At 73.9% G+C, this 24,242-nt stretch carries 19 protein-coding genes; 8 read left to right on the forward strand and 11 right to left on the reverse strand.

Features of this window, described 5'->3' with window-relative positions:
* Positions 1–4,569, forward strand: a 4,569-nt coding sequence (locus AC2CHG_RS13325) for an SCO7613 C-terminal domain-containing membrane protein (protein WP_484524839.1), incomplete at its 5' end; no start/stop codon positions are given.
* 365 nt (positions 4,570–4,934) lie between these two features.
* Here AC2CHG_RS13325 and purE read toward each other — a convergent pair.
* The 7 genes from purE to mca form a co-directional block, all read right to left on the reverse strand.
* Entirely contained in the window at positions 4,935–5,426 is a 492-nt protein-coding gene (gene purE, locus AC2CHG_RS13330) for a 5-(carboxyamino)imidazole ribonucleotide mutase (protein ID WP_402810311.1), read from the reverse strand.
* Entirely contained in the window at positions 5,426–6,583 is a 1,158-nt protein-coding gene (locus AC2CHG_RS13335) for a 5-(carboxyamino)imidazole ribonucleotide synthase (RefSeq protein WP_484524840.1), read from the reverse strand. The genes purE and AC2CHG_RS13335 overlap by 1 nt, the downstream gene beginning before the upstream one ends.
* 64 nt (positions 6,584–6,647) lie before the next feature.
* Positions 6,648–8,684, reverse strand: a complete 2,037-nt coding sequence (locus tag AC2CHG_RS13340; protein ID WP_402810313.1) for a thioredoxin domain-containing protein — start codon at positions 8,682–8,684, stop codon at positions 6,648–6,650.
* 85 nt (positions 8,685–8,769) lie between these two features.
* On the reverse strand, positions 8,770–9,666 hold the full coding sequence (locus AC2CHG_RS13345) for a hypothetical protein (RefSeq protein WP_402810315.1): 897 nt from the start codon (positions 9,664–9,666) through the stop codon (positions 8,770–8,772).
* Between the two features lie 111 nt (positions 9,667–9,777).
* A complete protein-coding gene (locus AC2CHG_RS13350) occupies positions 9,778–12,273 on the reverse strand; it encodes a putative bifunctional diguanylate cyclase/phosphodiesterase (protein WP_402810346.1) in 2,496 nt (831 codons plus the stop codon).
* Positions 12,274–12,489: 216 nt separating this feature from the next.
* Entirely contained in the window at positions 12,490–12,774 is a 285-nt protein-coding gene (locus AC2CHG_RS13355; protein WP_194798523.1) for a hypothetical protein, read from the reverse strand.
* A gap of 48 nt (positions 12,775–12,822) precedes the next feature.
* A complete protein-coding gene (mca, locus tag AC2CHG_RS13360) occupies positions 12,823–13,704 on the reverse strand; it encodes a mycothiol conjugate amidase Mca (protein WP_260026532.1) in 882 nt (293 codons plus the stop codon).
* Positions 13,705–13,947: 243 nt separating this feature from the next.
* Here mca and AC2CHG_RS13365 point away from each other — a divergent pair, with 243 nt between their 5' ends.
* Both AC2CHG_RS13365 and greA read left to right on the forward strand, forming a co-directional pair.
* A complete protein-coding gene (locus tag AC2CHG_RS13365; RefSeq protein ID WP_262012489.1) occupies positions 13,948–14,382 on the forward strand; it encodes a DUF4307 domain-containing protein in 435 nt (144 codons plus the stop codon).
* Between the two features lie 145 nt (positions 14,383–14,527).
* Positions 14,528–15,028: a transcription elongation factor GreA gene (gene greA, locus AC2CHG_RS13370; protein ID WP_484524841.1), complete on the forward strand. Its 501-nt coding sequence runs from the start codon at positions 14,528–14,530 to the stop codon at positions 15,026–15,028.
* Positions 15,029–15,200: 172 nt separating this feature from the next.
* On the opposite strand, the gene ilvA is transcribed toward greA, so the two are convergent.
* The 4 genes from ilvA to AC2CHG_RS13390 all read right to left on the reverse strand — a co-directional run bounded on the left by ilvA (position 15,201) and on the right by AC2CHG_RS13390 (position 19,919).
* The gene (gene ilvA, locus AC2CHG_RS13375; protein WP_194798525.1) at positions 15,201–16,421 is read right to left on the reverse strand and encodes a threonine ammonia-lyase; all 1,221 of its coding nucleotides are present in this window, start codon (positions 16,419–16,421) and stop codon (positions 15,201–15,203) included.
* Positions 16,418–17,200 (reverse strand): DUF4328 domain-containing protein, encoded by a 783-nt coding sequence (locus AC2CHG_RS13380; RefSeq protein ID WP_484524842.1) that lies wholly within the window; start codon positions 17,198–17,200, stop codon positions 16,418–16,420. Before AC2CHG_RS13380 ends, ilvA begins: the two co-directional genes overlap by 4 nt.
* Before the next feature lie 147 nt (positions 17,201–17,347).
* On the reverse strand, positions 17,348–18,760 hold the full coding sequence (locus AC2CHG_RS13385; RefSeq protein ID WP_262012491.1) for an amidase: 1,413 nt from the start codon (positions 18,758–18,760) through the stop codon (positions 17,348–17,350).
* Between the two features lie 16 nt (positions 18,761–18,776).
* The gene (locus AC2CHG_RS13390) at positions 18,777–19,919 is read right to left on the reverse strand and encodes a cystathionine gamma-synthase (protein ID WP_194798528.1); all 1,143 of its coding nucleotides are present in this window, start codon (positions 19,917–19,919) and stop codon (positions 18,777–18,779) included.
* A gap of 239 nt (positions 19,920–20,158) precedes the next feature.
* On the opposite strand from AC2CHG_RS13390, the gene AC2CHG_RS13395 reads away from it, so the two are divergent.
* From AC2CHG_RS13395 to AC2CHG_RS13415, 5 genes are all read left to right on the forward strand, one after another.
* A complete protein-coding gene (locus tag AC2CHG_RS13395; protein ID WP_402810319.1) occupies positions 20,159–20,344 on the forward strand; it encodes a hypothetical protein in 186 nt (61 codons plus the stop codon).
* Positions 20,344–20,823: a nucleotidyl transferase AbiEii/AbiGii toxin family protein gene (locus tag AC2CHG_RS13400; protein WP_402810348.1), complete on the forward strand. Its 480-nt coding sequence runs from the start codon at positions 20,344–20,346 to the stop codon at positions 20,821–20,823. The genes AC2CHG_RS13395 and AC2CHG_RS13400 overlap by 1 nt, the downstream gene beginning before the upstream one ends.
* Positions 20,824–20,943: 120 nt before the next feature.
* Complete coding sequence (locus tag AC2CHG_RS13405; RefSeq protein WP_366624075.1) at positions 20,944–21,357, forward strand: HIT family protein; 414 nt, start codon at positions 20,944–20,946, stop codon at positions 21,355–21,357.
* Positions 21,358–21,433: 76 nt separating this feature from the next.
* A complete protein-coding gene (gene msrA, locus AC2CHG_RS13410; RefSeq protein WP_484524843.1) occupies positions 21,434–22,096 on the forward strand; it encodes a peptide-methionine (S)-S-oxide reductase MsrA in 663 nt (220 codons plus the stop codon).
* 354 nt (positions 22,097–22,450) lie between these two features.
* A complete protein-coding gene (locus tag AC2CHG_RS13415) occupies positions 22,451–24,241 on the forward strand; it encodes an N-acetylglutaminylglutamine amidotransferase (protein ID WP_366624067.1) in 1,791 nt (596 codons plus the stop codon).
* Position 24,242: the final 1 nt, after the last annotated feature.

Here is a 24,242-nt window from a genome sequence, read left to right on the forward strand (position 1 = left end):
CCGCCGCCCGGCCCGCCGGAGGACCTGCCCCCGTCGCCGCCGCGCGGCCGCCCGCGCTGGCTCGACGCGGACGACCCGGAGCACCCGCCCGAGGCGTCCTCGCGCGAGGTGCAGAACATCCCGCTCGGACTGGGCGCGCTCCTGCTCGGCGTCGCCGCCGTGGTCTTCGCCGCGGTCGCCACCAGTTCGATGGACGCGCTGGCCCGCCTCGGCGTGCTGCTGGTGGCGACGGCGCTGATGCTGCTCGCCCCGCCGGTGCTGGCCCGCCGCGGGCTCACCTCCACCGCCGAGACCATCGCCGCGGTCGGGTTGCTGCTGGTGCCGCTGGCCGGGTACGCGCTGTGGGCCGTCGACCGGATCGGCGGCGAAGGATCAGGTGCCGCGTTCGCCGGGACGATCTTCCTGGTCACCACGCTCGTCGCTCTCGGGTACGCGTACGGGACGGGTCTGCGCGCGCCACGCTTCGCCACGGTGCTGGCCGCCCAGCCGGTGCTGCCGCTGCTGGCGTACGAGAGGATCACCGGGCCGGTCGGCTGGGCGCTGGTGCTCACCGTGGTGGCCGTGCTCGACCTGGCGCTGGCCCGCTCGGCGGTGGTACGCGAGCGGCCGGTCCGGCGTGACCTGCCCGTCACCGAGCCGGTGCCTCCCGTCCCGCCCCGGCAGCGCGCCGACGAGGACCGGCCCGAGTCGGCGCCGGAGGAGTCCGCCGAGGTGCTGGGCGGCGAGACGCCACCGGGTCCGGCCGCCGCCGCCCGGCCGGTGCCCTGGTTGCCCGAGCTGACCTGGCTGCTGCACGGCGTGGCGGTCGCTGTCGCGCTGGCGTACGCGGTCACCGGCCTGCTGCGCGCCGCCACGGTGCCGCCGGCCGCCGCCGCGGGCGCGACGTTGCTGCTCGCCGCCCTGGTCGCGCTGGCCGGGACGCTCGTGCTGCGCCGGCCGCCGCTGCCGGACGTGGGTGCCGGCATCCTCACGCTGGCGGTCATCGGCGCGCTCGGCCGGGTCGCCTCGGTGGCCCTGCCCGGCCGGTCCCTGCTGCTCATCTCCGCCGTCATCGCGCTGACCGGGCTCGCCGTCCGGGCCGTACCGGAGACGGCCCGGCGTGGGCCGCAGATCGCCTCCGCGGTGGCGCTCACGGTCAGCGGACTGGTGGTCGCCGGCGGCGCGCTGCGCGCCGGGCTGGCCCCGGTCCGGGCCGCCCTGCCGGCCTGGTCGGCGGATCTGAGCGGATGGCACGCCGAGCTGGCCCGGGCGGTCGGCCCGACCGGCTGGCAGCTCGCGGCCAGCGCGTTGCTGCTCACGATCGCCGCCGTGATCGCGCTGCCGGCCGAGATCCGGCGCGAGTTCGCGGTGGTCGGCGCGGCACTCACCGCGCTCGCCGTACCCGCGTCGCTCGGTCTGGGCTGGGCGGCGGCCTGCTGGCCGATGCTGCTCACAGCGGTAGCGGTCGGCGTGCTCGGGCTGACCGCACGCACCGAACGGTCCGCTGTGGCGCACGCGGTGACGGCGGCCGGGCTGGGCCTGATCGGCGCGGGCGCTTCGCTCGCCCGCCCGGCGCTCACCGCCGCCGCGCTGACGGTGCTGTTCCTGGCCGGGGCGCTGGTGTCCCTCGCCCCGCGGGTCCGGCTCGCCGCCGCCGCGACGGAGACGGTCTGCTCCTGGGCCGCCGGTGGCGCGGCGTTCGCCCTGCCCGGTGCCGTCGCCGCGTTCGTGGCGGCCACGGTGCCGACGCCGCCGGTCGCCACACCGGCGAACCTGCGCGAGATCACCGTGCCGATCCTCGCGGCGAGCTTCCTCGCCGTCTGCGTCACGCTCGGCTATGCCGCCCTGGTGCAGGTGGCGCAGCGGCACCTGAGCATGCCGCACGCGCTCGGTACGGTGCTCGGCGCGGTGGCGGTCGCCGCCGCCGCGTTCGGTGCGCCGGGCGCGACCTCGGCCGACGCCTGGGTGGGCAGCCTGCTCCTGGTCGCCGCCGCGCTGCTGGCGCTCGCCCCGCGCATCGACGCCGGGCGCCGCGCGGACATGTCCCTCGACGGGTCCGACCTGGCGCTCGCCGCCACCACTGTGGCGCTCGTCGCCACGCTGGCCCGGATCGCCGCGGTGCTCGCCCCCGGCGGTCAGCTCGTGGTGGCCTCCGCGCTGGTGCTGCTGGTGGCGGTGGCCGCCCGCGCGCTACCCGAGGAGTGGCGGCGCGGCCCGATCCTCGGCATCGCCGCCGGTGGCACGCTGATCGGCCTGATCGCCGCCTGGAGCGCGTTGCGCGGCGGACTCGGCGTGCTGGCCACCCCCGGCCCGATCTGGGCCGGTGACCTGACCGGCTGGCCGGCCGCGCCGACCGGCGGATCGACCTGGCAGGCCCCGGTGGCGCTGGCGCTGCTGGGGGTGACCGCGGCGATCCTGCTGCCGCCGCCGTGGAAGTACGACGTCTCCGGCCTGGCCGCCGTGCTCGCCACGGTGGGCGCCCCGGCCGCGTTCGACCTGCCCTGGTGGTCCCCGGTACTGGTCGGCTGCATGGTGGCCACCGTCTACGGCATGGCGGCCGCCGCGTCGGCCGATCCCCGGGCCGCGCTGTCCCGGGCCACGGTGGCCGGGGTGGTGGCGCTGCACGCCGCCGGTGCCGGGCTGGTGCGGCCGTGGACCACCGCGCTGGCGCTGGGCAGCATCGCGCTGATCGGCGCCACGGTGGCCGCCGTGGCCCGTGCGGTCGCGCCGTCGCTCGTTGACGACGTCCGCACCGAGGGCATGCCGCCGCATCTGGTGCAGGTGGGCGGCGCGGGCGCCGGAGCCGCACTGCTCGCGCTGCCCGGCGCGGTGGCCGCGCTGGCAGTCGAGTACGGGCGTCCACCACAGGTGGTGCTCACCGCCGCGCTCGCCGCCGCCAGCATCGGTCTGGCCGCGATCGCGGCGGTACGACGGCAGGTGCCGCAATATCTCCCGTACGCCAGCGTCGGGGTCGTCGGCGCGGCCACCGTGACCGCCGCCGCGGCGCTCGCGGTCGGCCTGCCGGCGGGCGTGTTCGCCGCCGCCGCCGCGCTGCTCGGTGTGCTCGCCGAGCTGATCCGGGCGGCCACCGTCCCGCCCGCCGGTTCGGGCCGGCCGGTACGCCGCTGGACCGTGCTGCTCAACGGGGCGCTACGGCGCGCCCCGGACGATCCCGAGCTGCGCTGGCGGGTCAGCCCGGCCGCCGGTGCGCTCGCCGCGGCGGCGCTGCCCACCGCGCTGGCCCTGGCCACCCTCGCGCCCTCGCTCGTGGTGGCCTTGTTCTCGCCGTTCGCGGTGCTGCGCCGGGTGTGGCAGGGGCCGCCGCCGGAGCTACTGACCCCGCCGCCAGAGGCGGTGAACCCCACGCACGTGCTCACCGCGCTGCTGCTGACAATGACCGCGGCGCTCGCCGCCACCGGCTTCAGCGGCGGCCGGCGGTCCCGGGCGGTGCCGGTGATCCTGCCCGGGGCGGCGATCACGCTGCTGATCACGCCGGTGGCGCTCGGCAAGGGCTGGCCGGTGACCGCGCTGGCCGCGCTGGCGGTGTTCACCATCTCGATGCTCGGGCTGGCGCTCACCCCGCCGCCGGCGATCGCCGAGCCGGGCCGGTCGATCCGGGTGGCCCGGGTGCTGGTCTTCGCGCTCGGGCTGGCCGCCGGTGGCGCCGGGCTGGCCGGCAGCCTCGCCACGAGCGACCTGACCGTGTTCACGCTCGGCGGGGCGGTCGGCGTGGGCGCCGTCGCCGCGTTGTTCGGCACCACCCAGCGGGCGCGCATCCTGGGCTGGTTGTTCGGCTCGGTGATGGCTCAGCTGTTCGTACTCACGATCGGCCTCAAGTCCGGGCTGGCGGCCGTCTGGTCCGCGTTCGGGGTGCTCGCTGTCGGCGCGGCCTTGCAGGTGTTCGCCGCCACGCTGCCCCGGCTGCGCCGTCCCGAGGCGTACCGGGAGGCGGCCACAGTCGAGTGGAGCGGCTACGGGGCGGCGCTCATCGCGCTGGCGCTGGCGTACGACTCGCCCCGGCACATCGCCGCGCTGCTGGCCGCCTGGGGTGCGGTCCTCGGGGTGGCGGCGAGCCGTCCGGGACGCCGCCCGATGGAACGCAACCTGCTGTTCTGGGCGGTGGTGGCCTGCGAGATCAGCGCCTGGTGGATCCTGATGCGGGTGGCCGACGTGGCGCTGCCGGAGGCGTACACGCTGCCGTTCGCCGCGCTCGCCCTGCTGGTCGGCGTCCTGCAACTGCGGCACCGGCCCGACCTGTCGAGCTGGGTGGCGTACGGGCCGGCGCTGGTCACCGCGTTCCTGCCCACGCTGGCGATCGTGATCGCGACCGAATCCAGCATGCTGCGCCAGGTGCTGCTGCTGCTCGGCGCCGTCGCGGTGCTGATCTTCGGCTCGACGAGCCGGCAGCAGGCGCCGGTGATCGTCGGGGCGACGGTGACCGCCATCGCGGCCGTGCACGCGCTGTTCAGCCTCGGCCCCTGGCTGGTGCTGATCCCGGTCGGCATCGTGCTGCTGGTGCTGGGCGCGAGCAACGAGCGCCGTCGCCGTGCCCAGGAACGCCTCCAGACCGCCCTGCGCGGGATGCGGTGAGCCGACCGGCCCGGGCTGCGACTGGCCCGGACCGTGACCCGCCTGGCTGTGACTATTGGCTAGCCAACTCGCGCCCAGGTCCGCGGCACCCTGCGCGACCGCCTCAAGTCGGTCACACTCCGTGTCGGCAGGGTGCGGCGGAGGTACTCCCCTCTGCCCCCTTTGCTCTGCACCCGCCGACGCAGCAGTTACCCCACGTGACGATCACCGTCGCCGAGCCGTCGACGTCGAAATGCCGCGCCGCAGGTCGGAGCCGTGCTGCGCCGATGGCTGCAGAGCAAAGGAGGCGGAGGGCACCAACACCAGCCCGCCAGACTCGTCACGCAGAGCAACCGGCTGGGTTGAGCACGCAGGGTGACGGGTGGTCAGGTCAGGGAGGCGCGCAGTGCGGCGTCCTTCTCCGCGACCAGGTCCTCCAGGCTCGCCTGGTAGGCGGCCATCCTGTCGCGCAGCACCGGATCCGAGGCGCCCAGGATGCGTACCGCGAGCAGGCCGGCGTTGCGAGCGTTGCCGATCGACACGGTGGCGACCGGCACGCCGGCCGGCATCTGCACGATGGACAGCAGCGAGTCCATGCCGTCCAGGTACTTCAACGGCACCGGGACGCCGATCACCGGCAGCGGGGTGACCGAGGCGACCATGCCGGGCAGGTGAGCCGCCCCGCCAGCGCCCGCGATGATCACCTGGACGCCACGGCCGGCGGCGGACCGGCCGTACTCGATCATCTTGACCGGGGTGCGGTGCGCCGAGACCACGCCCACCTCGTACGGCACGCCGAACTCGTCGAGCGCCTCGGCGGCGGCCTTCATGACCGGCCAGTCCGAGTCGCTGCCCATGATCAGCCCGACGGTGCTCATCAGTGCCCCTCCTGGAGCCAGCGCGCGGCGCGCGCGGCCCGGGCCCGTACGTCGTCAAGGTCGTTGCCGAGCACCGTGACGTGCCCGATCTTGCGGCCCGGGCGGACCTGCTTGCCGTACAGGTGGACCTTGGCCCCGGGCTCGGCGGCGAACAGGTGGTGCAGCCGCTCGTCGATGGAGATGCCGCCCGGCTCGCAACCGAGCACATTCGCCATCACCACGACCGGCGCGGTCAGCGACGTGTCCCCCATCGGGTAGTCGAGCACCGCCCGCAGGTGCTGCTCGAACTGCGAGGTCCGGGCCCCCTCGATGGTCCAGTGCCCGGAGTTGTGCGGCCGCATCGCCAGCTCGTTGACGACCAGCCCGGACGGCGTGTCGAACAGTTCCACCGCGAGCAGGCCGACCACGCCGAGCGCCGTCGCCAGGTCGATGGCGAGCTGCTGCGCGGCCACGGCCTGCTCCTCGGGCAGGTCGGGCGCGGGCGCCAGCACCTCGACGCAGATGCCGTCGCGCTGCACCGTCTCCACCACCGGGTACGCGGCGACCTGCCCGAACGGCGAACGCGCGACCTGCACGGCCAGTTCCCGGCGCAGCGCCACCCGCTCCTCGACCAGCAGCGGGGTGCCACCGGCGAGCAGCGTGGCGGCCAGCTCACCGGCCTGACCGGCGTCGTCGACCATCCAGACGCCGCGCCCGTCGTAGCCGCCCCGGGCGGCCTTGAGCACCACCGGCCAGCCGGTCTCCTCGCCGAACGCGATCAGGTCGGCCGGGGACTCCACCGGACGCCAGGCCGGGTTCGGCGCGCCCAGCTCACCGAGCCGTTCCCGCATCACCCGCTTGTCCTGCGCGTGCACCAGCGCCTCGGCCGGCGGGAACAGCTTCACGCCCTCGTCGGTCAGGGTGCGGATGTGCTCGTTGGGGACGTGCTCGTGGTCGAAGGTGACCACGTCGCAGCCCTTGGCGAACGTCCGAAGCGCGGCCAGGTCGGTGTGGTCGCCGTACTGGACGTCGGCGGCGACCAGCGCGGCACCGTCGTCCGGGGCGAGCGCCAGCACGCGCAGCGACTGGCCGAGAGCGATGGCGGCCTGGTGGGTCATCCGGGCCAGCTGGCCGCCACCCACCATGCCCACGACGGGGAGACCGGTACGGGAGTCCATAGCGCCGCCAGCCTATAAGGGCCGGTGCCGGGCCGGACCGTGAGGGCGGCCCGGCCCACTCCGCTCAGCCGAGCTGCGCGACCAGCTCCTCGACGCCGGTCACCGGCCGCTGGCAGACGAAACCCCGGCAGACGTACGCGGCTGGCTTCCCGTCGACGAACGGCCGCCCGGCCAGCAGTGGCACGCCGGGCTGGTCCGGGGCGCCGGCCACCACCACCGCGCCGGGCGGGGCGTGGCGCCGCGCGGCGGCCACCAGCGGGTCACCCTCCGGGTCGCCGGTCGCCACCGCGATCTCGTACGGCCCGGACAGCAGCGCCTCGCCGACGGTTGCCGCGTACCCGGTGAACCGGGCGTGCCGGTCGACGATCGGCGCGACAGTCGACAGCGTCTTCTCGGCCGCCTCCCGGTAGCGGGTCTCGCCGGTCAGCGCCGCGTACGCCACGAGCGCCGCGACGATCGCCGAGCGGCCCGACGGGGTGGCGTTGTCGGTCGGGTCGGCGGGCCGGGTGACCAGGCGCTCGGCGTCGTCGGCGGTGTCGTAGAAGGCGCCGTCCGGGCCGGCGAACCGGGCCAGCGCCACGTCGAGCAGCTCACCGGCCAGCGTCAGCCAGCGCCCCTCGCCGGTGAGCTGGTGCATCGCGCAGAACGCCTCGGCGACGCAGCCGTAGTCCTCCAGCACTCCGGCCGGCTGACCCACGGCCTTGTCCCGGGAGACCCGGCGCAGCCGGCCGTCCACGAGATGCACGGTGGCAAGGTGCTCGGCGGCGTCCCGCATCGCGCCGTCGGCGACGATGAGCACGCCGTCCATCAGGTTCGCGTCCTCGTCGTCGGACGACACGAGCAGCGCGGCGACCTGCTGGAACTCCGCGATGGCGGTGATCGCGAGCCCGTTCCAGGCGGCCACCACCTTGTCGTCGCGGGCCGGCTGGGGGCGGGTGTCGCGGGCGGCCAGCAGCCGGCCCACCACGTCCTGCCAGCGGGCCCGCACCCCGGGGTCGGCGTCGTCGACGTCCCGGGCCAGCCGCAGCACGCTGGTGCCGTGCTCGAACGTGCCGTCGGCGGTGACCGCGAACAGGTCCGCGGCGAACCGGCCGTCGTCGGCCCCCAGCACCTCGACGAGCTGGTCGGGCGTCCAGACGTAGGTGAGCCCCTCGACGCCCTCGGTGTCCGCGTCGAGCGCGGAGGCGAAGCCCTCACCGGCCCGGTGCAGCTCGTCGGCAAGGAACCGGGCCGTGTCGCGGGCCACCCGGCGGGCCAGCCGGTCGCCGGTGAGCCGCCACAGCTGGGTGTAGACCCGCAGCAGCAGCGCGTTGTCGTAGAGCATCTTCTCGAAGTGCGGCACCGTCCAGTGGCCGTCCACCGAGTAGCGGGCGAACCCACCGGCGAGCTGGTCGTTGAGGCCGCCGCGGGCCATCGCCTCGCAGGTGTGCCGGGCGATCTCCAGGCTGCGCGCCGAGCCGGTGCGCTGATGGTGCCGGAGCAGGAACAGCAGGTTCATGTGCGGCGGGAACTTCGGCGCGCCGCCGAAACCGCCGTTCGTCTCGTCGTACTCCCCGGCGAGCTGGCTGGCGGCGGCGTCGAGCAGCTCGGCGGTGAGCGGGGCCGTCACGCCGCCGACTGCCTGCGCGCCGCCGATCGCCTCGACCACGGCGGCGCCCTGCCGCAGCACCGCCTCGCGCTGGTCGCGCCAGGCGGTGGCGACCGAGCCGAGCAGACGGATGAAGTTGGCGCGGGGGAAGTACGTGCCGCAGAAGAACGGGGTGCCGTCCGGCGTGGCGAAGACGGTCATCGGCCAGCCGCCCTGCCCGGTCATCGCCTGGGTGGCGGTCATGTAGACCGCGTCGACGTCGGGACGCTCCTCGCGGTCGACCTTGACGCAGACGAAGTCGTCGTTCATCAGCCGGGCCACTGCCTCGTTCTCGAACGACTCGTGGGCCATCACGTGGCACCAGTGGCAGGCCGCGTAGCCGACCGAGATCAGCACCGGCACGTCGCGCCGTCTCGCCTCGGCGAACGCCTCGTCGCACCAGGGCCACCAGTCGACCGGGTTGTCGGCGTGCTGGAGCAGGTAGGGCGACGTGGCCTCGGCGAGTCGGTTCACCACCCGACCTTAGCGAGCGCGCGGAGCCGGTGCGGCGCGAGTGCGGCGGCCGGGCCGGGGTCGTGGTCCCGGCCCGGCCGCCGTCTCACCGGGTCAGGGTGAGCGTCGAGGTGTCCCGCACGGTGAACTCGTTCCAGTACTCGAAGTCGCGGACCAGGATCTCGCTGACCGCCTGGGCGGTGCCGCGCTGGAACTTGACGTCGGCCGGGTAGGTGGTGGCCGACCAGGGCACCACCTGGCCCGGAACGCACGGGATGTGGGGTGAGAAGTAGCCGCGCACCATGCCCGCCTTCTTCTGCTCCTGGACCAGCTCGCCCGCGATGGAGAAGGAGTCCGCCCGGGTGCAGGTGATCGAGCCGCGGACGGTGGCGACGCCCTTGTTGTCCACCGTCGCCACCGGGTCGACGGTCAGTGTGACGTCGAGTGCCGGCAGCGGCGGCGGGTTCCCGATGTGGATCTCGCCGCGCAGGCCGCCGGCCGCGCCCTCACACCGGATCTCGAAGGTGGCGTCGAAGCGCTCGACGTAGTCGAACGGGCCCCAGTCGGCGTGCAGGACCGTGAACGAACCGATGCTCTGCGCGCAGGAGCGCCCCCAACCGCCGTTGTAGAGCTGCAGGCTGGCCGCGTCGCTCCCGTAGACCGGCTGGCTGACGTTCTGGTAGGTGTCACCCGCCTTCAGCGTCTGACCGGCCGGGGCGGAGATGCCCAGACGCCAGGTGTTGTCGGCGTCGCTCCAGAACTCCATCCCGAAGTGCTGCTGGCCGTGGCCCCACGCGTTCATCTCGTCGCCGGGCGTCGGCGCCGCGGAGCTGTAGGAGTAGGAGTTGCCGGCGGTGATCGGATCACCCGGCTCACCGATGACGGCGAACGACCAGGACTCCGCCGGCCGGGCCTGCGCCGGCGCGGACATGACCAGGCCGGCAGCGCCGGTGGTCAGCGCCATGGTCGAGGCGAGCAGAATCCGTCGCCAGGAACGTCTCATCGTCGTCCTCCCCGTGTGGACGTCAGCGGGTACGCCTGCCGCACCCGCCGTGCCAGCAGCGTAGGACCGGCCGGGCGTTCTCCGCTGCCCCGTCCACGGCGGACGGACGGGTCAGGAGGCGCCGTCCGCGCGCAGCGGGAAGACGTTGCCGCGGGCGGCGTCGCGCAGTGATCCGAGCACCGCGGAGATCTTGTCGGCCGGCATCGGCTTGAAGAAGTGGTAGCCCTGGGCGGCGGTACAGCCCAGCTCGGCCAGCGCGGTGCGCTGCTCGGCCGTCTCCACGCCCTCGGCCACCACCCGCAGCCCCAGCTCGTGGGCCAGCCCCACGGTGGTCCGGACGATCGCCGCCGCCTCCGGCGAGTCGGCCATCCGGAGCACGAACGAGCGGTCCACCTTCAACTCGTCCACCGCGATCCGGGTGAGGAACGTCAGCGACGAGAACCCGGTGCCGAAGTCGTCCACGGCGAGCTGCACGCCCATGCCCCGCAGCGTGGCCAGCACCTCGTCGATGACCTCCAGCTCGCTCATCACCACCGTCTCGGTGATCTCCAGGACCAGCCGGTGCGGCGGCACCTGGTGCCGGCGCAGCGCCTCGTCGATCTCGGCCGGCAGCCGCGGGTCGAGCAGGCTGCGGGCGGACAGGTTCACCGAGATCGGGATGTCCAGCCCGTCCCGCGCCCACCCGGCGGCGACCGCGAGCGCCTTGTCCAGCACATACCGGGTGAAGGTGCCGAGCTGCTCGCTGTTCTCCACCGGGCGGATGAAGTCGGCCGGGCCGAGCCAGCCCCGGCGCGGATGCCGCCACCGGATCAGCGCCTCCACCCCGGTCGGCGCGCCGGTCGCCAGGTCCACCGCCGGCTGCAACGCCAGCACCAGCTGGTCGTCGGCGGCCAGCGCCTCCCGCATCTCCGCGAGCAGCGCCAGGTGGTCGGTGCTCGCCGCGTCGCGGGAGCTGTCGTACGCGGCGACGCTGCCGCCGCCCTCCTTCGCCTGGTACATGGCGATGTCGGCGCGCCGCAGCAGCTCGGTCAGGTCGGCCGCGCCCGCGTCGGCCACCACGACGCCCACCGCCACCTCGACGGACATCCGCACCCCGGCCACCTCGGTCGGCGCGGCGAGGCGCTCGGCGACCTCCCGGGCCTGGCGCAGCGCGTACGCCAGCGGGGCGGTCGGCTCCTCGAGCAGCGGCACCGAGGTCAGCAGCAGTGCGAACTCGTCGCCGCCGAGGCGCCCGAGCAGGTCACCCGGCCGGGTCAGCGCGGCGAGCCGGTTGGAGGTCAGCCGCAGCAGCTGGTCGCCCGCCGAGTGTCCGAGCGTGTCGTTGACCTCCTTGAACTGGTTCACGTCGAGCAGCAGCAGGGCCACCGGGTGGTCGTGGGCGCGCTGCCGCAGCGCCTGGTCCCCCTTGGCGAGCAGCGCCGCCCGGTTGAGCAGCCCGGTGAGCTGGTCGTGCACCGCGTCGTACGACGAGCGGGCGGTGACCAGCCGCAGCTCCCGGTGCGTGGCGGCGTCGTGCAGGGCGGCGGCCAGCGCGTCCCCGAAGGCCGCCACGCCGTCGCGTTCCCGGGCGCTCGGCGGGGCGGACCGCGCGAAGCGCACCCGCAGGCGGCCGACGTCGGCGGATCCCACCGCGAGGCGGCGGACCAGTTCGTGCTCCCCCGCCTCGGCGCCGGCCGACGGCTCCACCTCACGGTCGCGTACCTGCCCGCCGCGGTCGGCCCGGTAGCGGCGCCAGCGGCCCTCGCCCCGGGCCACGTCGACCTCGACCAGTTCCGCGCCGAACAGGGTGAGCGCGCCGGTCACCGCCGCGGTCGCCACGCCGCGCTCGTCGAGCTGGTTCAGTGCGGCGGTGGCCTCGGCGAACGCCCGCCACGTACGCCGCTCCTGGTCCGCGCGGAGCCGGTGGCGGTACGTCTGCTGGAGCAGCCAGAGCGGCGGCGGCAGGAGCAGCAGCCAGCGTGCGTCGAGTTCGAGCAGCGCGACGACCACCAGGCCGACCGCCACGTTGCCGACGAACATGAGCAGCTTGCCGCGCAGCGCGGCGAGCAGCGGCGGCCCGATCGCGATGCCGTGCCGCAGGGCGAGCGTGACAGCGCCCAGGAAGGCGGTGGTGAGCAGGTACGTCACCGCGGCGGCGGTGAGCGTGAGCGCCAGCTCCGGCGTGGGCGCGGCGAGCAGCGGCGGGCCGAGCGCGGTGGCCACCGCCGCGGCGAGCGCGGTGGCGGCGGTGAGCGAACCGGCGATCCCCACCAGTTCCAGCGCGGGACGACGGTCGGAGACCAGCGACATCACGGTCCAAGCGGTGCCCACGCCCAGCAGGGCGGCGGCCGGGAGCCAGCCCGCAGGCACCAGCCAGAGGCAGACCACGAGCGCGGCCTCGCCCCAGGTGATGCTCACCATGCCCGAAGCGCTGCGGAAGCGCAGCCGGGCGAGCTGGGCCACCGCGAACGCGACAACGGCGCAGCCGAACCGCGCCGCACCGGGCAGCGAGTCGTCGGCCGGCAGGTGCGACGGGACGGTGAGGCCCAGCACGGCGGCGAGCAGACCGGTCAGCGCGACCGCGACGGTGAGCAGGACGACGCCCACCGGTGTCCCGCGCAGGCCGATCCGGTCGGGGGAACGGTCGGCCGGCTCGGTGGTCACGGGGCCGCCCCGTCGACGCGTCGGGCCGGGGCATGGTCGGGGGCCGGTGCTGCCATCGACATCGGCGTCCCCCTTCCGCGCAGGGTCCGGGGCCTGACGGTCCCCCCGGCGGAAGGCTAAGCCAAAGCCGGTGGTCGCAACAGGGGGCGACGACCGGCTTCGACGTGATTCACGCGGTGTTCAGCTGTTGCGACCCTGCTGGGAGCCGTTGGGGGCGTTCGTCGGTGAATCCTGCTCGACGAGCCCGTCTGTCGGATCGGCGACTGCGGAATCGGCCCGGCCCGGGGTGCCCTGCTGCGGGAAGCGGTCGGGCAGCCGGCGCAGCCGGGCGTTCATGTTGCGGATCAGCAGGACGGTGACGGTGGCCAGCGCGACGATGAGGAACAGGCCCATCGGACCGGCCAGACCACCCGTACGGGTGTCACCGAAGTTGTTCTGCGCGAGCACCTCGACGGTGGTCAGCATGGTGTTCCTCCGATGTGCGACTGAGCACCAGGGTAGACCCCGGCCGGGTCAGTGGGCACGGCACGCCTCTCGTACGCCGGCGAACAGGTCGGACTCGGGCAGCGGGCTGTCGACCAGCGAGCGGGCGAGTTGGAAGTCCTCCGTCGGCCAGGCGCGCTTCTGCAACTCCATCGGCACCTGGAACCAGAAGCCGTCCGGGTCGATCTGGGTGGCGTGCGCGCGCAGCGCGTCGTCGCGGACCGGGAAGTAGTCGGCGCACTCGACCCGGGTGGTGATCCGGGCGCCCTTGTCGGGGCGCTCGTCCCAGCGCTTCATCCAGTCGCCGTACGGCGACTCGAGCCCGGCGGCGAGCACCGCCTCGTGCAGGCTCATGATCTTGGCGCGGGAGAAGCCCACGTCGTAGTAGAGCTTCAGCGGCTGCCACGGCTCGCCCAGCTCGGGGTGGCGGTCCGGGTCACCGGCCGCGTCGAACGCCGCCACGGTGACCTTGTGGGTCATGATGTGGTCGGGGTGCGGGTAGCCGCCCTCCTCGTCGTACGTCGTGACGACGTGCGGGCGGAACTGCCGCATCAGGCGCACCAGCGGCGCGGCGGCGACGTCCACGTCCTGGAGGGCGAAGCAGCCCTCCGGCAGCGGCGGCAGCGGGTCGCCCTCGGGCAGCCCGGAGTCGACGAAGCCGAGCCACGCCTGCTCGACGCCGAGGATGGCCCGGGCGGCGTCCATCTCGGCCCGCCGGATGTCACCGATGTTCGCCCAGACGTCGGGGCGGTCCATCTTGGGGTTGAGCACACTGCCCCGCTCGCCACCGGTGGCGGTGACCACCAGGACGTCCACCCCCTCGGCGACGTATTTCGCCATGGTGGCGGCGCCCTTGCTCGACTCGTCGTCGGGATGGGCGTGCACCGCCATGAGACGCAGCTGTTCTGCCACCTTCGGCGCTCCTCGTCTGTGCCCGCCGACCGACCCCCGGGCCGACCGGCTGACCTGCCGGAATCTCCCCCCGCGCCCGCGAAAGCCCCCGTGACGGCCGGTCGGGGGCCGCCACCGGAGTGGCCAGGGCCACGCCCGCCGGTCCAGGCCGACCTGCCATCCTTGACTCAGCGCCGGGCTGGGAAGATGGACCTAGCCATTCTTGCCGATGCCGCCGACAACAACGCCAGGAGATACCCGCCGGTGAGCGAGACGCACGCCACAGTCGCCGCGAAGGCACCGGTCTTCCCGCCGGGCCGCTACGGCCGCCGCCGGGAGCCGGGGCGCCGCCGGCCGGTCCTGCTCGCCCTGACGGTGACGGTCATGCTCGCCGTCCTCGGGCTGGGCGCGGCGAAGCTCTACTACCAGTACGGCGACCCGGAGTACCAGGGCGAGATGATCAGCTACTCCGACATCACCGACTCCCGGGTGGTCGTCGACTTCCGGGTCACCGTGCCGCCGGGCGGCTCCGCCACCTGTCTGCTGCGGGCCCGCTCCCACGACGGGGCCCAGGTGGGCAGCGCCGAGGCCACCGTGACCGCGGAGCCCGGCCAGCGCCACATCCGGACCCGGCAGGAGGTGCCCACGAGCGCCCGGCCGTTCATCGGCGAGGTCCTGCGCTGCCGGCCCGCCGGCTGAGCCGGGCCGCCGGCGAGTCGCCGGCCACCGCACCCCGGTCCCGCCGCCGGCACCCGGGGTGATTGATCACACCTCGACGCGACCCGCACTGGTAGCCTTGCAAGTTCACCTGTCAGCCAGTCCGCACCAATCGAGGAGACCGCCTGTGTCCACAAATGGAAACGAGGCGCCCGCCACCTGGCTGTCCCAGGACGCCTACGACCGTCTGCAGGCCGAGCTCGACGAGCTGATCGCCAACCGGCCGGTCATCGCCGCCGAGATCAACGCCCGGCGCGAGGAGGGCGACCTGCGGGAGAACGGCGGCTACCACGCCGCCCGCGAGGAGCAGGGCAAAGCCGAGGGCCGCATTCTCTACCTCAAGGAGCTGCTGCGCACCGCCAAGGTCGGCGAGGCGCCGGACGCCGACGCGGTGTCGCCGGGCATGGTCGTGAAGATCTACTTCGACGACGACGCCGACGACAGCGAGGCCTTCCTGCTCGGCTCCCGGGAGATCGCCTCCACCACCGACCTCACGGTCTACAGCCCCGAGTCCGCGCTCGGCAAGGCCATCCTCGGCGGCAAGGCGGGGCAGACCTGCACCTACACGGCGCCCAGCGGCGCCGATATCAAGGTGACCATCGTCTCCTTCGAGCCGTACAGCGGCTGACCCCTCCGGACCCGCGCCGGATGGCTCGGGTCCCGAACCCGACCGAGGCTGACAGGCCCTCCTCGGACCCGAGCCGCACACCCGAACGCCCCGACCGGATCATCCGGCCGGGGCGTTCGCGTTCCGCTGTGACGTTCGCGATCCGCTACGGGCGCCCGTGCCGCCGGGGGGCTCAGCCCTCGCCGGTGAAGACCACCTGGTAGCCGCTGGCCCGCAGCGCGCTGATCAGCGTGTCCGAGTGCTCCACCCCGCGGGTCTCCACGGACAGGGCCACCTCCACCTCGCCGAGGCGCAGGTGCGGGTTGGCGCGCTGGTGCACCACGTCCACCACGTTGGCCCGGTGCTCGGCGATCTCGCCGAGCAGGGAGGCGAGCTGGCCGGGCCGGTCCGTGCAGCGCACGGTGATGCGCAGGAACCGCCCCGCCGCCGCCAGGCCGTGCTCGATCACCCGGAGCATGAGCAACGGGTCGATGTTGCCGCCGGAGAGCACCGCGACGACCGGCGCGGTCACCTCCACCGCGCCGGCCAGCAGCGCCGCCACACCGACCGCACCGGCCGGCTCGACTACCTGCTTGCCGCGTTCCAGCAGCATCAGCAGCGCCCGGGAGATGTCCTCCTCCGAGACCGTGACCACGTCGTCGACGAGCTTGCGGACATGGGTGAAGGTCAGCTCGCCCGGACGGCCCACGGCGATGCCGTCGGCGATCGTCGCGAACGAGGGCAGCCGCAGCGGCTCGCCGGCCCGCAGCGAGGGCGGGAAGGCGGCGGCGCTCGCCGCCTGGACCCCGATCACGCGTACGTCGGGACGCAGCGCCTTGGCCGCCACCGCCATGCCGGAGACCAGGCCGCCGCCGCCCACCCCGGTCACGATGGTGCGCACCTCCGGGCACTGTTCCAGGATCTCCAGCGCCACGGTGCCCTGCCCGGCGATCACGTCGGCGTGGTCGAACGGGTGGATGAACACCGCCCCGGTCCGCTCGGCGAACGTCTGCGCCGCGACGAGCGACTCGTCCACCGTGTTGCCGACCAACTCGATCTGCGCGCCGTACCCCTTTGTCGCGGCGACCTTCGGCAACGGCGCGTTGACCGGCATGAAGACGGTGGCGTGCGCGCCGACCAGCCCGGCGGCGAGCGCCACCCCCTGGGCGTGGTTGCCGGCGCTCGCCGCGACCACGCCGCGGGCCCGCTCCTCGGCCGAGAGCCGGGAGATCCGCACGTACGCGCCGCGCACCTTGTACGACCCGGCGCGCTGGAGGTTCTCGCACTTGAGCCAGACCGGCCCGCCGAGCGCGGCGCTGAGCGGCCGGGACGGCTCCAGCGGGGTGGTACGGGTGACACCGGCGAGCAGTTCCCGCGCGGCCTGCACGTCGGCGAGGCCGACCAGTTCCGTCATGCCCCGATCGTGCCACCCGGGGTGGGCGGAACCTGCGGCGACGTCGGCGCAACCGGCATCGGCGCGGCGGGCCAGGCGGGCTGACCGGGCCAGCCCGGCGGGCCGGGCCACGCGGGCACGGCCCGGGAGAGCCGGTCCTGCTGGGCGGCGGAGATCCGGCGGATCAGCACGACGAACGCGATCCCGGCAACCAGGCAGGCCACCGCCGGCACCAGCCGGGGTGCGAGCGCGTCCTCGTAGAAGCGCACGTACGTGGCGAACTCGGCGTCGTTGCGGGGCAGCTCGGTCAGCCGGTCGTAGCGCTGCTGCTCGGCCCGCGCGACGAACCGGTCACCGATCAGGAACACCAGCCAGCTCACCCACCACACCCCGACCAGCCACGACTGGCGGCGCTGCCACACGCTGTTGCGGAGCAGGTCGGCGAGCACCCGGGCCGGCACCACGAGGTTGACCAGCGGCACCAGCCACCCGGCGATCGCCCATGCCGGGCTCAGGTTCGGCACCGCGCCCGGGAACGCGTCAAGGTTCTTGCGCGCCCGCCAGGTCCAGATCACCACGAGCGTCCCGGCGGTCAGCAGGGCGAGCAGGTACGGCAGCGAGAACAGCACCTCGGCCAGCACCGCGCCGAGCAGCACGTCCCGGTCGAGCTGCTCGGCGGCCGAGCGGGCCATCTGCGCGCCCACGAGCGGGAACAGGGCGGTGAGCAGGTAGCACAGGGTGGCGGCACCGACCGCGAACGCGCCGGCCACGGCCAGGCCGCGCACGCCGTACGTGGGCACGCCGGGGCTCACGGCGGGCTGACCGACTCGGGTGCCGCAGCGCTGGCACTCCTCATAGGCCGGGGACGTGGGGTCCCCGCAGGTCTGGCAGTTCATCGGGGACCGTCCGAGATGGTGTGCGCGACAGGGTGCGCACACGCTAGACGATCACGCGGTGGCCGGCGACCCCGTTCCGACGCGGGGGTAGCCGGGGGCGTGCCGGGCCCACGGCGCCTGCATCTCGAACTGGCCGGCCACCCCGAGCAGCAGCAGTTCGGAGCCGGGCGGCCCGACGAACTGCACACCGACCGGCAGCCCGTCCGGGCGGCGGCCGACCGGCACCACAATCGACGGCAGCCCGGCGATGTTCCACGGCGCCGCGTACGGGGCGTACCTGATGTTCGTCGACATGTTCGCCAGCCAGGAGCGGCCGGACCAGCCGGCGGCCTCCGGCGGCGGCCCGGCCAGCGCCGGGGTGAGCAGCAAGTCGATCGAGTTGTCCGCGAAGAAGTGCACCGACCGTTCGCGCCAGGCGGCCCGGTCGGCCTCCCGCACGTACCCCCGGCGCTGCGCCCACTCGCCGAGCGTGACGTGCCGGCGGCTGCGGCGCTGGAGCTGACGCGGCGCCACCCCAGCGGCGCGCACGTCGGCGGCGGCCGCCGCGAACCAGGTGGCGATGCCCTGGAGCCCGAGCCGGGTCGGGTAGACCGGATCGGCGGGCACGGTGTCGTGACCGGCCGCGGCCAGCAACCGGCCGGCGGCGGCGACCGCGTCCCGGTTCGGCGCGTCCGGCGAGACGCCACGCACCGGCGAGCGCAGCGAGACGCCCACCCGCAGCCGCTCCGGCGGGACCAGCTTGTCCGGCCGGCGGCCGGCCAGCACCGAGAAACCCACCACCGCGTCGGCGACGGTGCTGGTCAGCATGCCGTGCTCGGTGAGGCCGAACCAGTCGTCCGCGCCGAGCTGGCAGGGCACCACGCCCCGGCCGGGCTTGAGCCCGACCAGGCCGCAGCAGGCCGCCGGGATGCGGATCGACCCGAGACCGTCGTTGCCGTGGGCCATCGGCACCAGCCCGGCGGCCACCGCGGCGGCCGCGCCGCCGGACGAACCACCGGGGGTACGCGCCGGATCCCACGGGTTGCGGGTGACAGCGGTGTCGTCGTCGGTGAGCGCCCACAGGCCCAGCTCCGGCATCCGGGTCACACCGAGGATCACCGCGCCCGCGCCGCGCAGCCGCCGGACCACCTCGTGGTCGGCCTCCGCCACCTGCGTACGCATCGCGGCCGACCCGTTCCAGGTGGGCAGGCCGGCCACCGGCGTGTTCTCCTTGACCGCCACCGGCACCCCGGCGAGCGGCAGGTTCGCCAGTTCCTCCTGCTCGTCGACCTTCTCCGCCTCGGTGATCGCCTCACCGCCGCGCACCGCGCGGAACGCGCCCAGCTCGGGATCCACCCGGGCGACGTGGTCCAGGTGGTCGGCGACGACCTGGGTGGCGGAGACGTCGCCACGGCGTACCGCCCGGGCGATCTGTTTCGCGGTCGTCCCGACCCAGGTCGTCGGCAAGATGTCCGGCACTGCCACCCTCCCCAACCAGCGGTCAGCCCAGGGCCTGCTCCAGATCGGCGAGCAGGTCGTCGACCGTCTCGATGCCGACAGACAGTCGCACGAGATCGCCGGGAACTTCAAGCGGCGAGCCCGCAGCGCTTGCGTGTGTCATCCGGCCCGGGTGCTCGATCAGGGACTCGACGCCGCCGAGCGACTCGGCGAGCACGAACAACCGGGCCCGGTTGCAGATCTGGACGGCGTGCTCCTCGCCGCCCGCCGCGCGGAACGAGATCATGCCGCCGAACCGGCGCATCTGCTTGGCGGCCACCTCGTGGCCGGGGTGCGAGGGCAGGCCCGGGTAGACGACCTGGGCGACCTTGGCGTGTCCGTCCAGGTAGGCCGCGATCCGCTCGGCGTTGTCGCAGTGCCGGTCCATCCGTACCCCGAGGGTCTTGATGCCGCGCAGGGTGAGCCAGGCGTCGAACGGCCCGTTGACCGCGCCCATCGCGTTCTGGTGGTAGCGCAGCTCCTCGCCGAGCGCGCGGTCCGCCGCGACGAGCGCGCCGCCGACCACGTCGGAGTGTCCGCCGACGTACTTGGTGGTGGAGTGGACCACCACGTCCGCGCCGAACGCGATCGGCTGCTGCAGGTACGGCGAGGCGAACGTGTTGTCGACCACCAGCAGCGCGCCGGCGTCGTGCGCCACCGCGGCGAGCGCGGCGATGTCGGCGATGCCGAGCAGCGGGTTGGTCGGCGTCTCCACCCAGACGATCTTTGTCGCGCCGGGACGGATCGCCGCCCGCACGGCGTCCGGGTCGGAGACCTTCGCCGGGGTGTACGCCAGGCCCCAGCGCTCGGCCACCTTGGCGAACAGCCGGTACGTGCCGCCGTACGCGTCGTCCGGGATCACCACGTGGTCGCCCGGCTTGCAGACGGTCCGCAGCAGCGTGTCCTCGGCGGCCAGGCCGCTGGCGAAGGCGAGCGCCACCGGGCCGCCCTCCAGCGCGGCCAGGCACTCCTGGAGCGCGTCCCGGGTGGGGTTGCCGGAGCGGCTGTACTCGTAGCCCTCGCGGGGCGCGCCGACGGCGTCCTGGGCGTACGTGCTGGTCTGGTAGATCGGCGGGATCACCGCACCGGTGCGGGCCTCCGGGTCCTGACCGGCGTGGATGGCGAGTGTCTCGAAGCCGTGGCTCATGCCGCAGACGTTAGTCCCCCGCCCGGTCCCGCTCCCGGCAACCCGGTGCGAGTCACAAGCGCGAAGGTGTCGGGGCGGTCGGCCATACTGGTCCGGTGAGTACGACCGAGGCGCTCCCCTCTCGCCTGCACGGCGTCGCCGACCGGATACCGGCCTCGCTGGGTCTCCTGAGCGGCCCACGGTCGGGGCGGGTCAGCTTGCCCGTGCGCCTCGCGTGGTCGGGCCCCGCCGACTATGACGTGGGTGACCCAGGTGAGCGGCTGACCCTCTACTGCCTCCTGCTGGACTGCGGCCAGCGGGACGACATCATCAGATACGTCAACGCTGCGCTGCTCCGCCAGGACTGGCCACGTATTCGGCGCTTGACTGCGCGCCGGGTGACCCAGCTCTGGGAGCGGCAACTGCCCGACCTCGTCGCCGGGTGATGGACGCGCTGCACCGTCGTCTGCTGGAGATCGGTTTCGGTGCCGGTGACGACCTAGGGTTGATGCTCGCCGGCGGCTATGCCATGTGCGCCCACGACCTGGTCGACCGGCCCTCCCAGGACATCGACTTCGCCACGGCCGCCGCGCTGCCGCTCGACGCCGTGACGGATCGCCTCGCCGCCGCCTACGTCGCGGCCGGGTTCTCCGCTCGGATCATCGAGTCGACGCCGCGCATGGCTCGCCTGCTGATCTCGGACGACACCTCCTCGTGCGAGGTCGACCTGCTCAAAGAGGCGCTCGCGCCGCCCGCCCGCATGGCGCTGGGCCCGGTGCTGGCCTTCGAGGATGCGGTGGGGCTGAAGGTCCGCGCGCTGCACGACCGAGCCGCCCACCGGGACTACATCGACGTCCGCGCGGCCTCCGAGCGGCTCACCTGGTCGGCCGAAGACGACTGGGACGCCTACCTCGACCGCGCCTGACCCGCCCGGTTTCGCGCCGATCATGAGGTTAGCGGTGCCGGCGGTCCGATTTGTCGCCGTCAACCTCATGGTCACGCGCGCCCGGAGGTGGGGTGGCCGGGCCGGGCCTAGGGTGGGCGGATGAGCGGGTGCGTGTTCTGCGGGATCGTGGCGGGCGGGGTGCCGGCGTTCCGGGTGACCGACGAGCCGGACGGGGTCGCGTTCCTCGACACCCGGCCGGTGTTCAAGGGCCACGTGCTCGTGGTGCCCCGCACCCACCTGGTCACCCTGTCCGACCTGCCGGCCGACGCGCTGCCCGGCTACTTCCGGCTGGTGCAGCGGATCGCCGTGGCGGTGGAGTCCGGTCTGGGCTCCGGCGGGACGTTCGTGGCGATGAACAACCGGGTGTCCCAGTCCGTACCGCACCTGCACACCCACGTGGTGCCCCGGACCAGGGGCGACGGCCTGCGCGGCTTCTTCTGGCCGCGTACGCGTTACGCCGACGACGCCGAGGCGACGGAGTTCGCCGGGCGGATCTCGGCGGCGCTGGCCTGACGTCGGCGTGGGCGGGTAAGGAACCCGGGGCCGACGCTGTTGCACACGCTGGGAAAGCCAAGAGAGGAGTCCCACCGTGTTCCTCCGCCGCATGAAGGCCGAGATGATCTCTCCTGACCAGGCCCTGCCGGGCCGCCCGATCGCGATGCCGATCGCCGACCGGCACGAGGTGCTTCCGTCCTCGCTGAAGGGCCCGTTCCCCGAGGGCGCGCAGGTCGCCGTCTTCGGCATGGGCTGTTTCTGGGGCGCCGAGCGGCTGTTCTGGACCCTCCCCGGCGTGATCACCACGTCCGCCGGTTACGCGGGCGGGTACACCACCAATCCGACGTACGAGGAGGTCTGCTCGGGCATGACCGGGCATGCCGAGGTGGTCCAGGTGGTCTACGACCCGTCGAAGATCGCCTACGAGGACCTGCTGAAGGTCTTCTGGGAGAACCACGACCCGACCCAGGGCATGCGCCAGGGCAACGACGTGGGCACCCAGTACCGCTCGGCGATCTACACCACCACCGACGAGCAGGCCGCCGTCGCGAAGGCGTCGCGGGACGCGTTCGCGCCGATCGTGGCCCGGGCCGGCAAGGGTGAGATCACCACCGAGATCGCCCCGCTCGGCGACTACTACTTCGCCGAGGACTACCACCAGCAGTACCTGGCGCCGACGAAGAACCCGAACGGCTACTGCAACCACGGCCCGAACGGGCTGAGCTGCCCGGTCGGCGTGGCCCGCACCGCGGGCTAGCCCGCGACCCGCACCACGAGTCCGGCACGGTGAACGGCGAGGCCGATCACCGTGCCGGCAGCGTCTACGCTCACGCGATCTTGCAGTTTCGGCCCACGAGTTGCCCGGATTACGAGGATTACGGGGCACCAAAGTGCAAGATCGGGGAAAGCCGCCGATGCCGGGGCGCGCCGGTCCGTGCGGTATTCCTCACACCGGGGACGGGCCGGGTTTCCGGCATCCGGGCGTGGAGGGGCAGGAACCGAAGGCGTGACAGGCAACCACCCTGCGTGACGGCGCATCGTAGCAAGCTGTCACACGTTCGTCATCGTCTCAACAGGCGAACTGCAACAAGCTCTGGCAGCATTGGCTCGTATGTGCGGACTTGCGGGAGAGTTCCGCCGTGACGGTTCACGCGCCGACGTCTCGGCCGTGGAGCGGATGGCGGCCACGATGAGTGACCGAGGGCCCGACGACAGCGGCATCTGGTCGCAGGGCCCGACCGCGCTGGGACACCGGCGCCTGAAGATCATCGACCTGTCCGCGGCGAGCGGCCAACCCATCGTGGACGCCGCCGCCGGGCTCACCGGTGTCTTCAACGGCTGCATCTACAACTACCGGGAACTACGCGCCGAACTGCAGGCCAAGGGCCACCGGTTCTTCTCGTCCGGCGACAGCGAGGTCGTGGTCAAGGCGTACGCCGAGTGGGGGCTCGACTTCGTCGACCACCTGATCGGCATGTTCGCGGTGGCGATCAGCGAGCGCGACACCGGCCGCCTGGTGCTGGCCCGGGACCGCCTCGGCATCAAGCCGCTCTACCTGGCCGAGAGCCCCGGTGTGGTCCGGTTCGCCTCGACTCTGCCGGCGCTGCTCGCCGGCGGCGGCATCGACACCACCATCGACCGGGTGGCGCTCGCCCACTACCTGAGCTTCCACAGCATCGTGCCGCCGCCGCGCACCATCCTGGCCGGCGTCACCAAGCTGCCGCCGGCCACGGTCCGGGTGTACGAGGCGGACGGCTCCACCCACGAGCGGGTCTACTGGGATCCGTCCTTCGGCCGCGCCGCCGAGCGGGCCGGCTGGTCCGAGCGGGACTGGCAGGACGCGCTGCTCGACTCGCTGACCACCGCCGTACGCCGCCGCATGGTGGCCGACGTCCCGGTGGGCGTGCTGCTCTCCGGCGGCCTCGACTCCAGCCTGGTCGTCGCGCTGCTCGCCGGCGAGGGACAGGCCCGGTCCGGCCTGGCCACGTTCTCCATCGGCTTCGACGCGGTCGGCGGCCGGGAGGGCGACGAGTTCGTCTACTCCGATCTGGTCGCGAAGACGTTCAGCACCGACCACCACCAGATCCGGGTGCCCACCGGTGACCTGCTGCCGCCGCTGGAGGCCGCCGTCGCGGCCATGAGCGAGCCCATGGTCAGCCACGACTGCGTCGCGTTCTGGCTGCTCAGCCAGGAGGTCGCGAAGCACGTCAAGGTGGTGCAGTCGGGTCAGGGCGCGGACGAGATCCTGGGCGGCTACCACTGGTACCCGCCGCTCGCCGGGGTGGACCGGGAGCAGGCGCTCGAGACGTACGCGAAGGCGTTCTTCGACCGCGACGCGGCCGGACTGGCCCGGGTGCTCAACCCGGCGTGGCTGGCCGACGGCGACCCGGCGCGGGAGTTCGTGGCCGCGCACCTGGGCCGCGCGGGGGCGCAGACCGCCGTCGACGCCGGCCTGCGGATCGACACCCAGGTCATGCTGACCGACGACCCGGTGAAGCGGGTCGACAACATGACCATGGCGCACGGGCTGGAGGCCCGGGTGCCGTTCCTCGACCACGAGTTCGTCGAGCTGGCCGCGAGCTGCCCGCCGGAGCTGAAGCTGGCTCAGGGCGGCAAGGGCGTGCTCAAGGAGATCGGCCGCCGGGTCCTGCCGCACGAGGTCATCGACCGGCCCAAGGGCTACTTCCCGGTGCCCGGGCTCACCCACCTGGAGGGCAAGCTCCTCGACCGGGTACGCGACGCGCTCACCGCCCCGGAGGCGCGCCGTCGTGACCTGTTCCGCGCCGACTACGTCGACGCGCTGCTCGCCGACCCGAATGCCGAACTGACCCCGTTGAACGGAAACAAGCTGTGGCAACTGGGACTCCTGGAAATGTGGCTCCAGAGCCACGGAATCGACTGAC

It is taken from the genome of Micromonospora sp. ATLC20, from assembly GCF_057196585.1.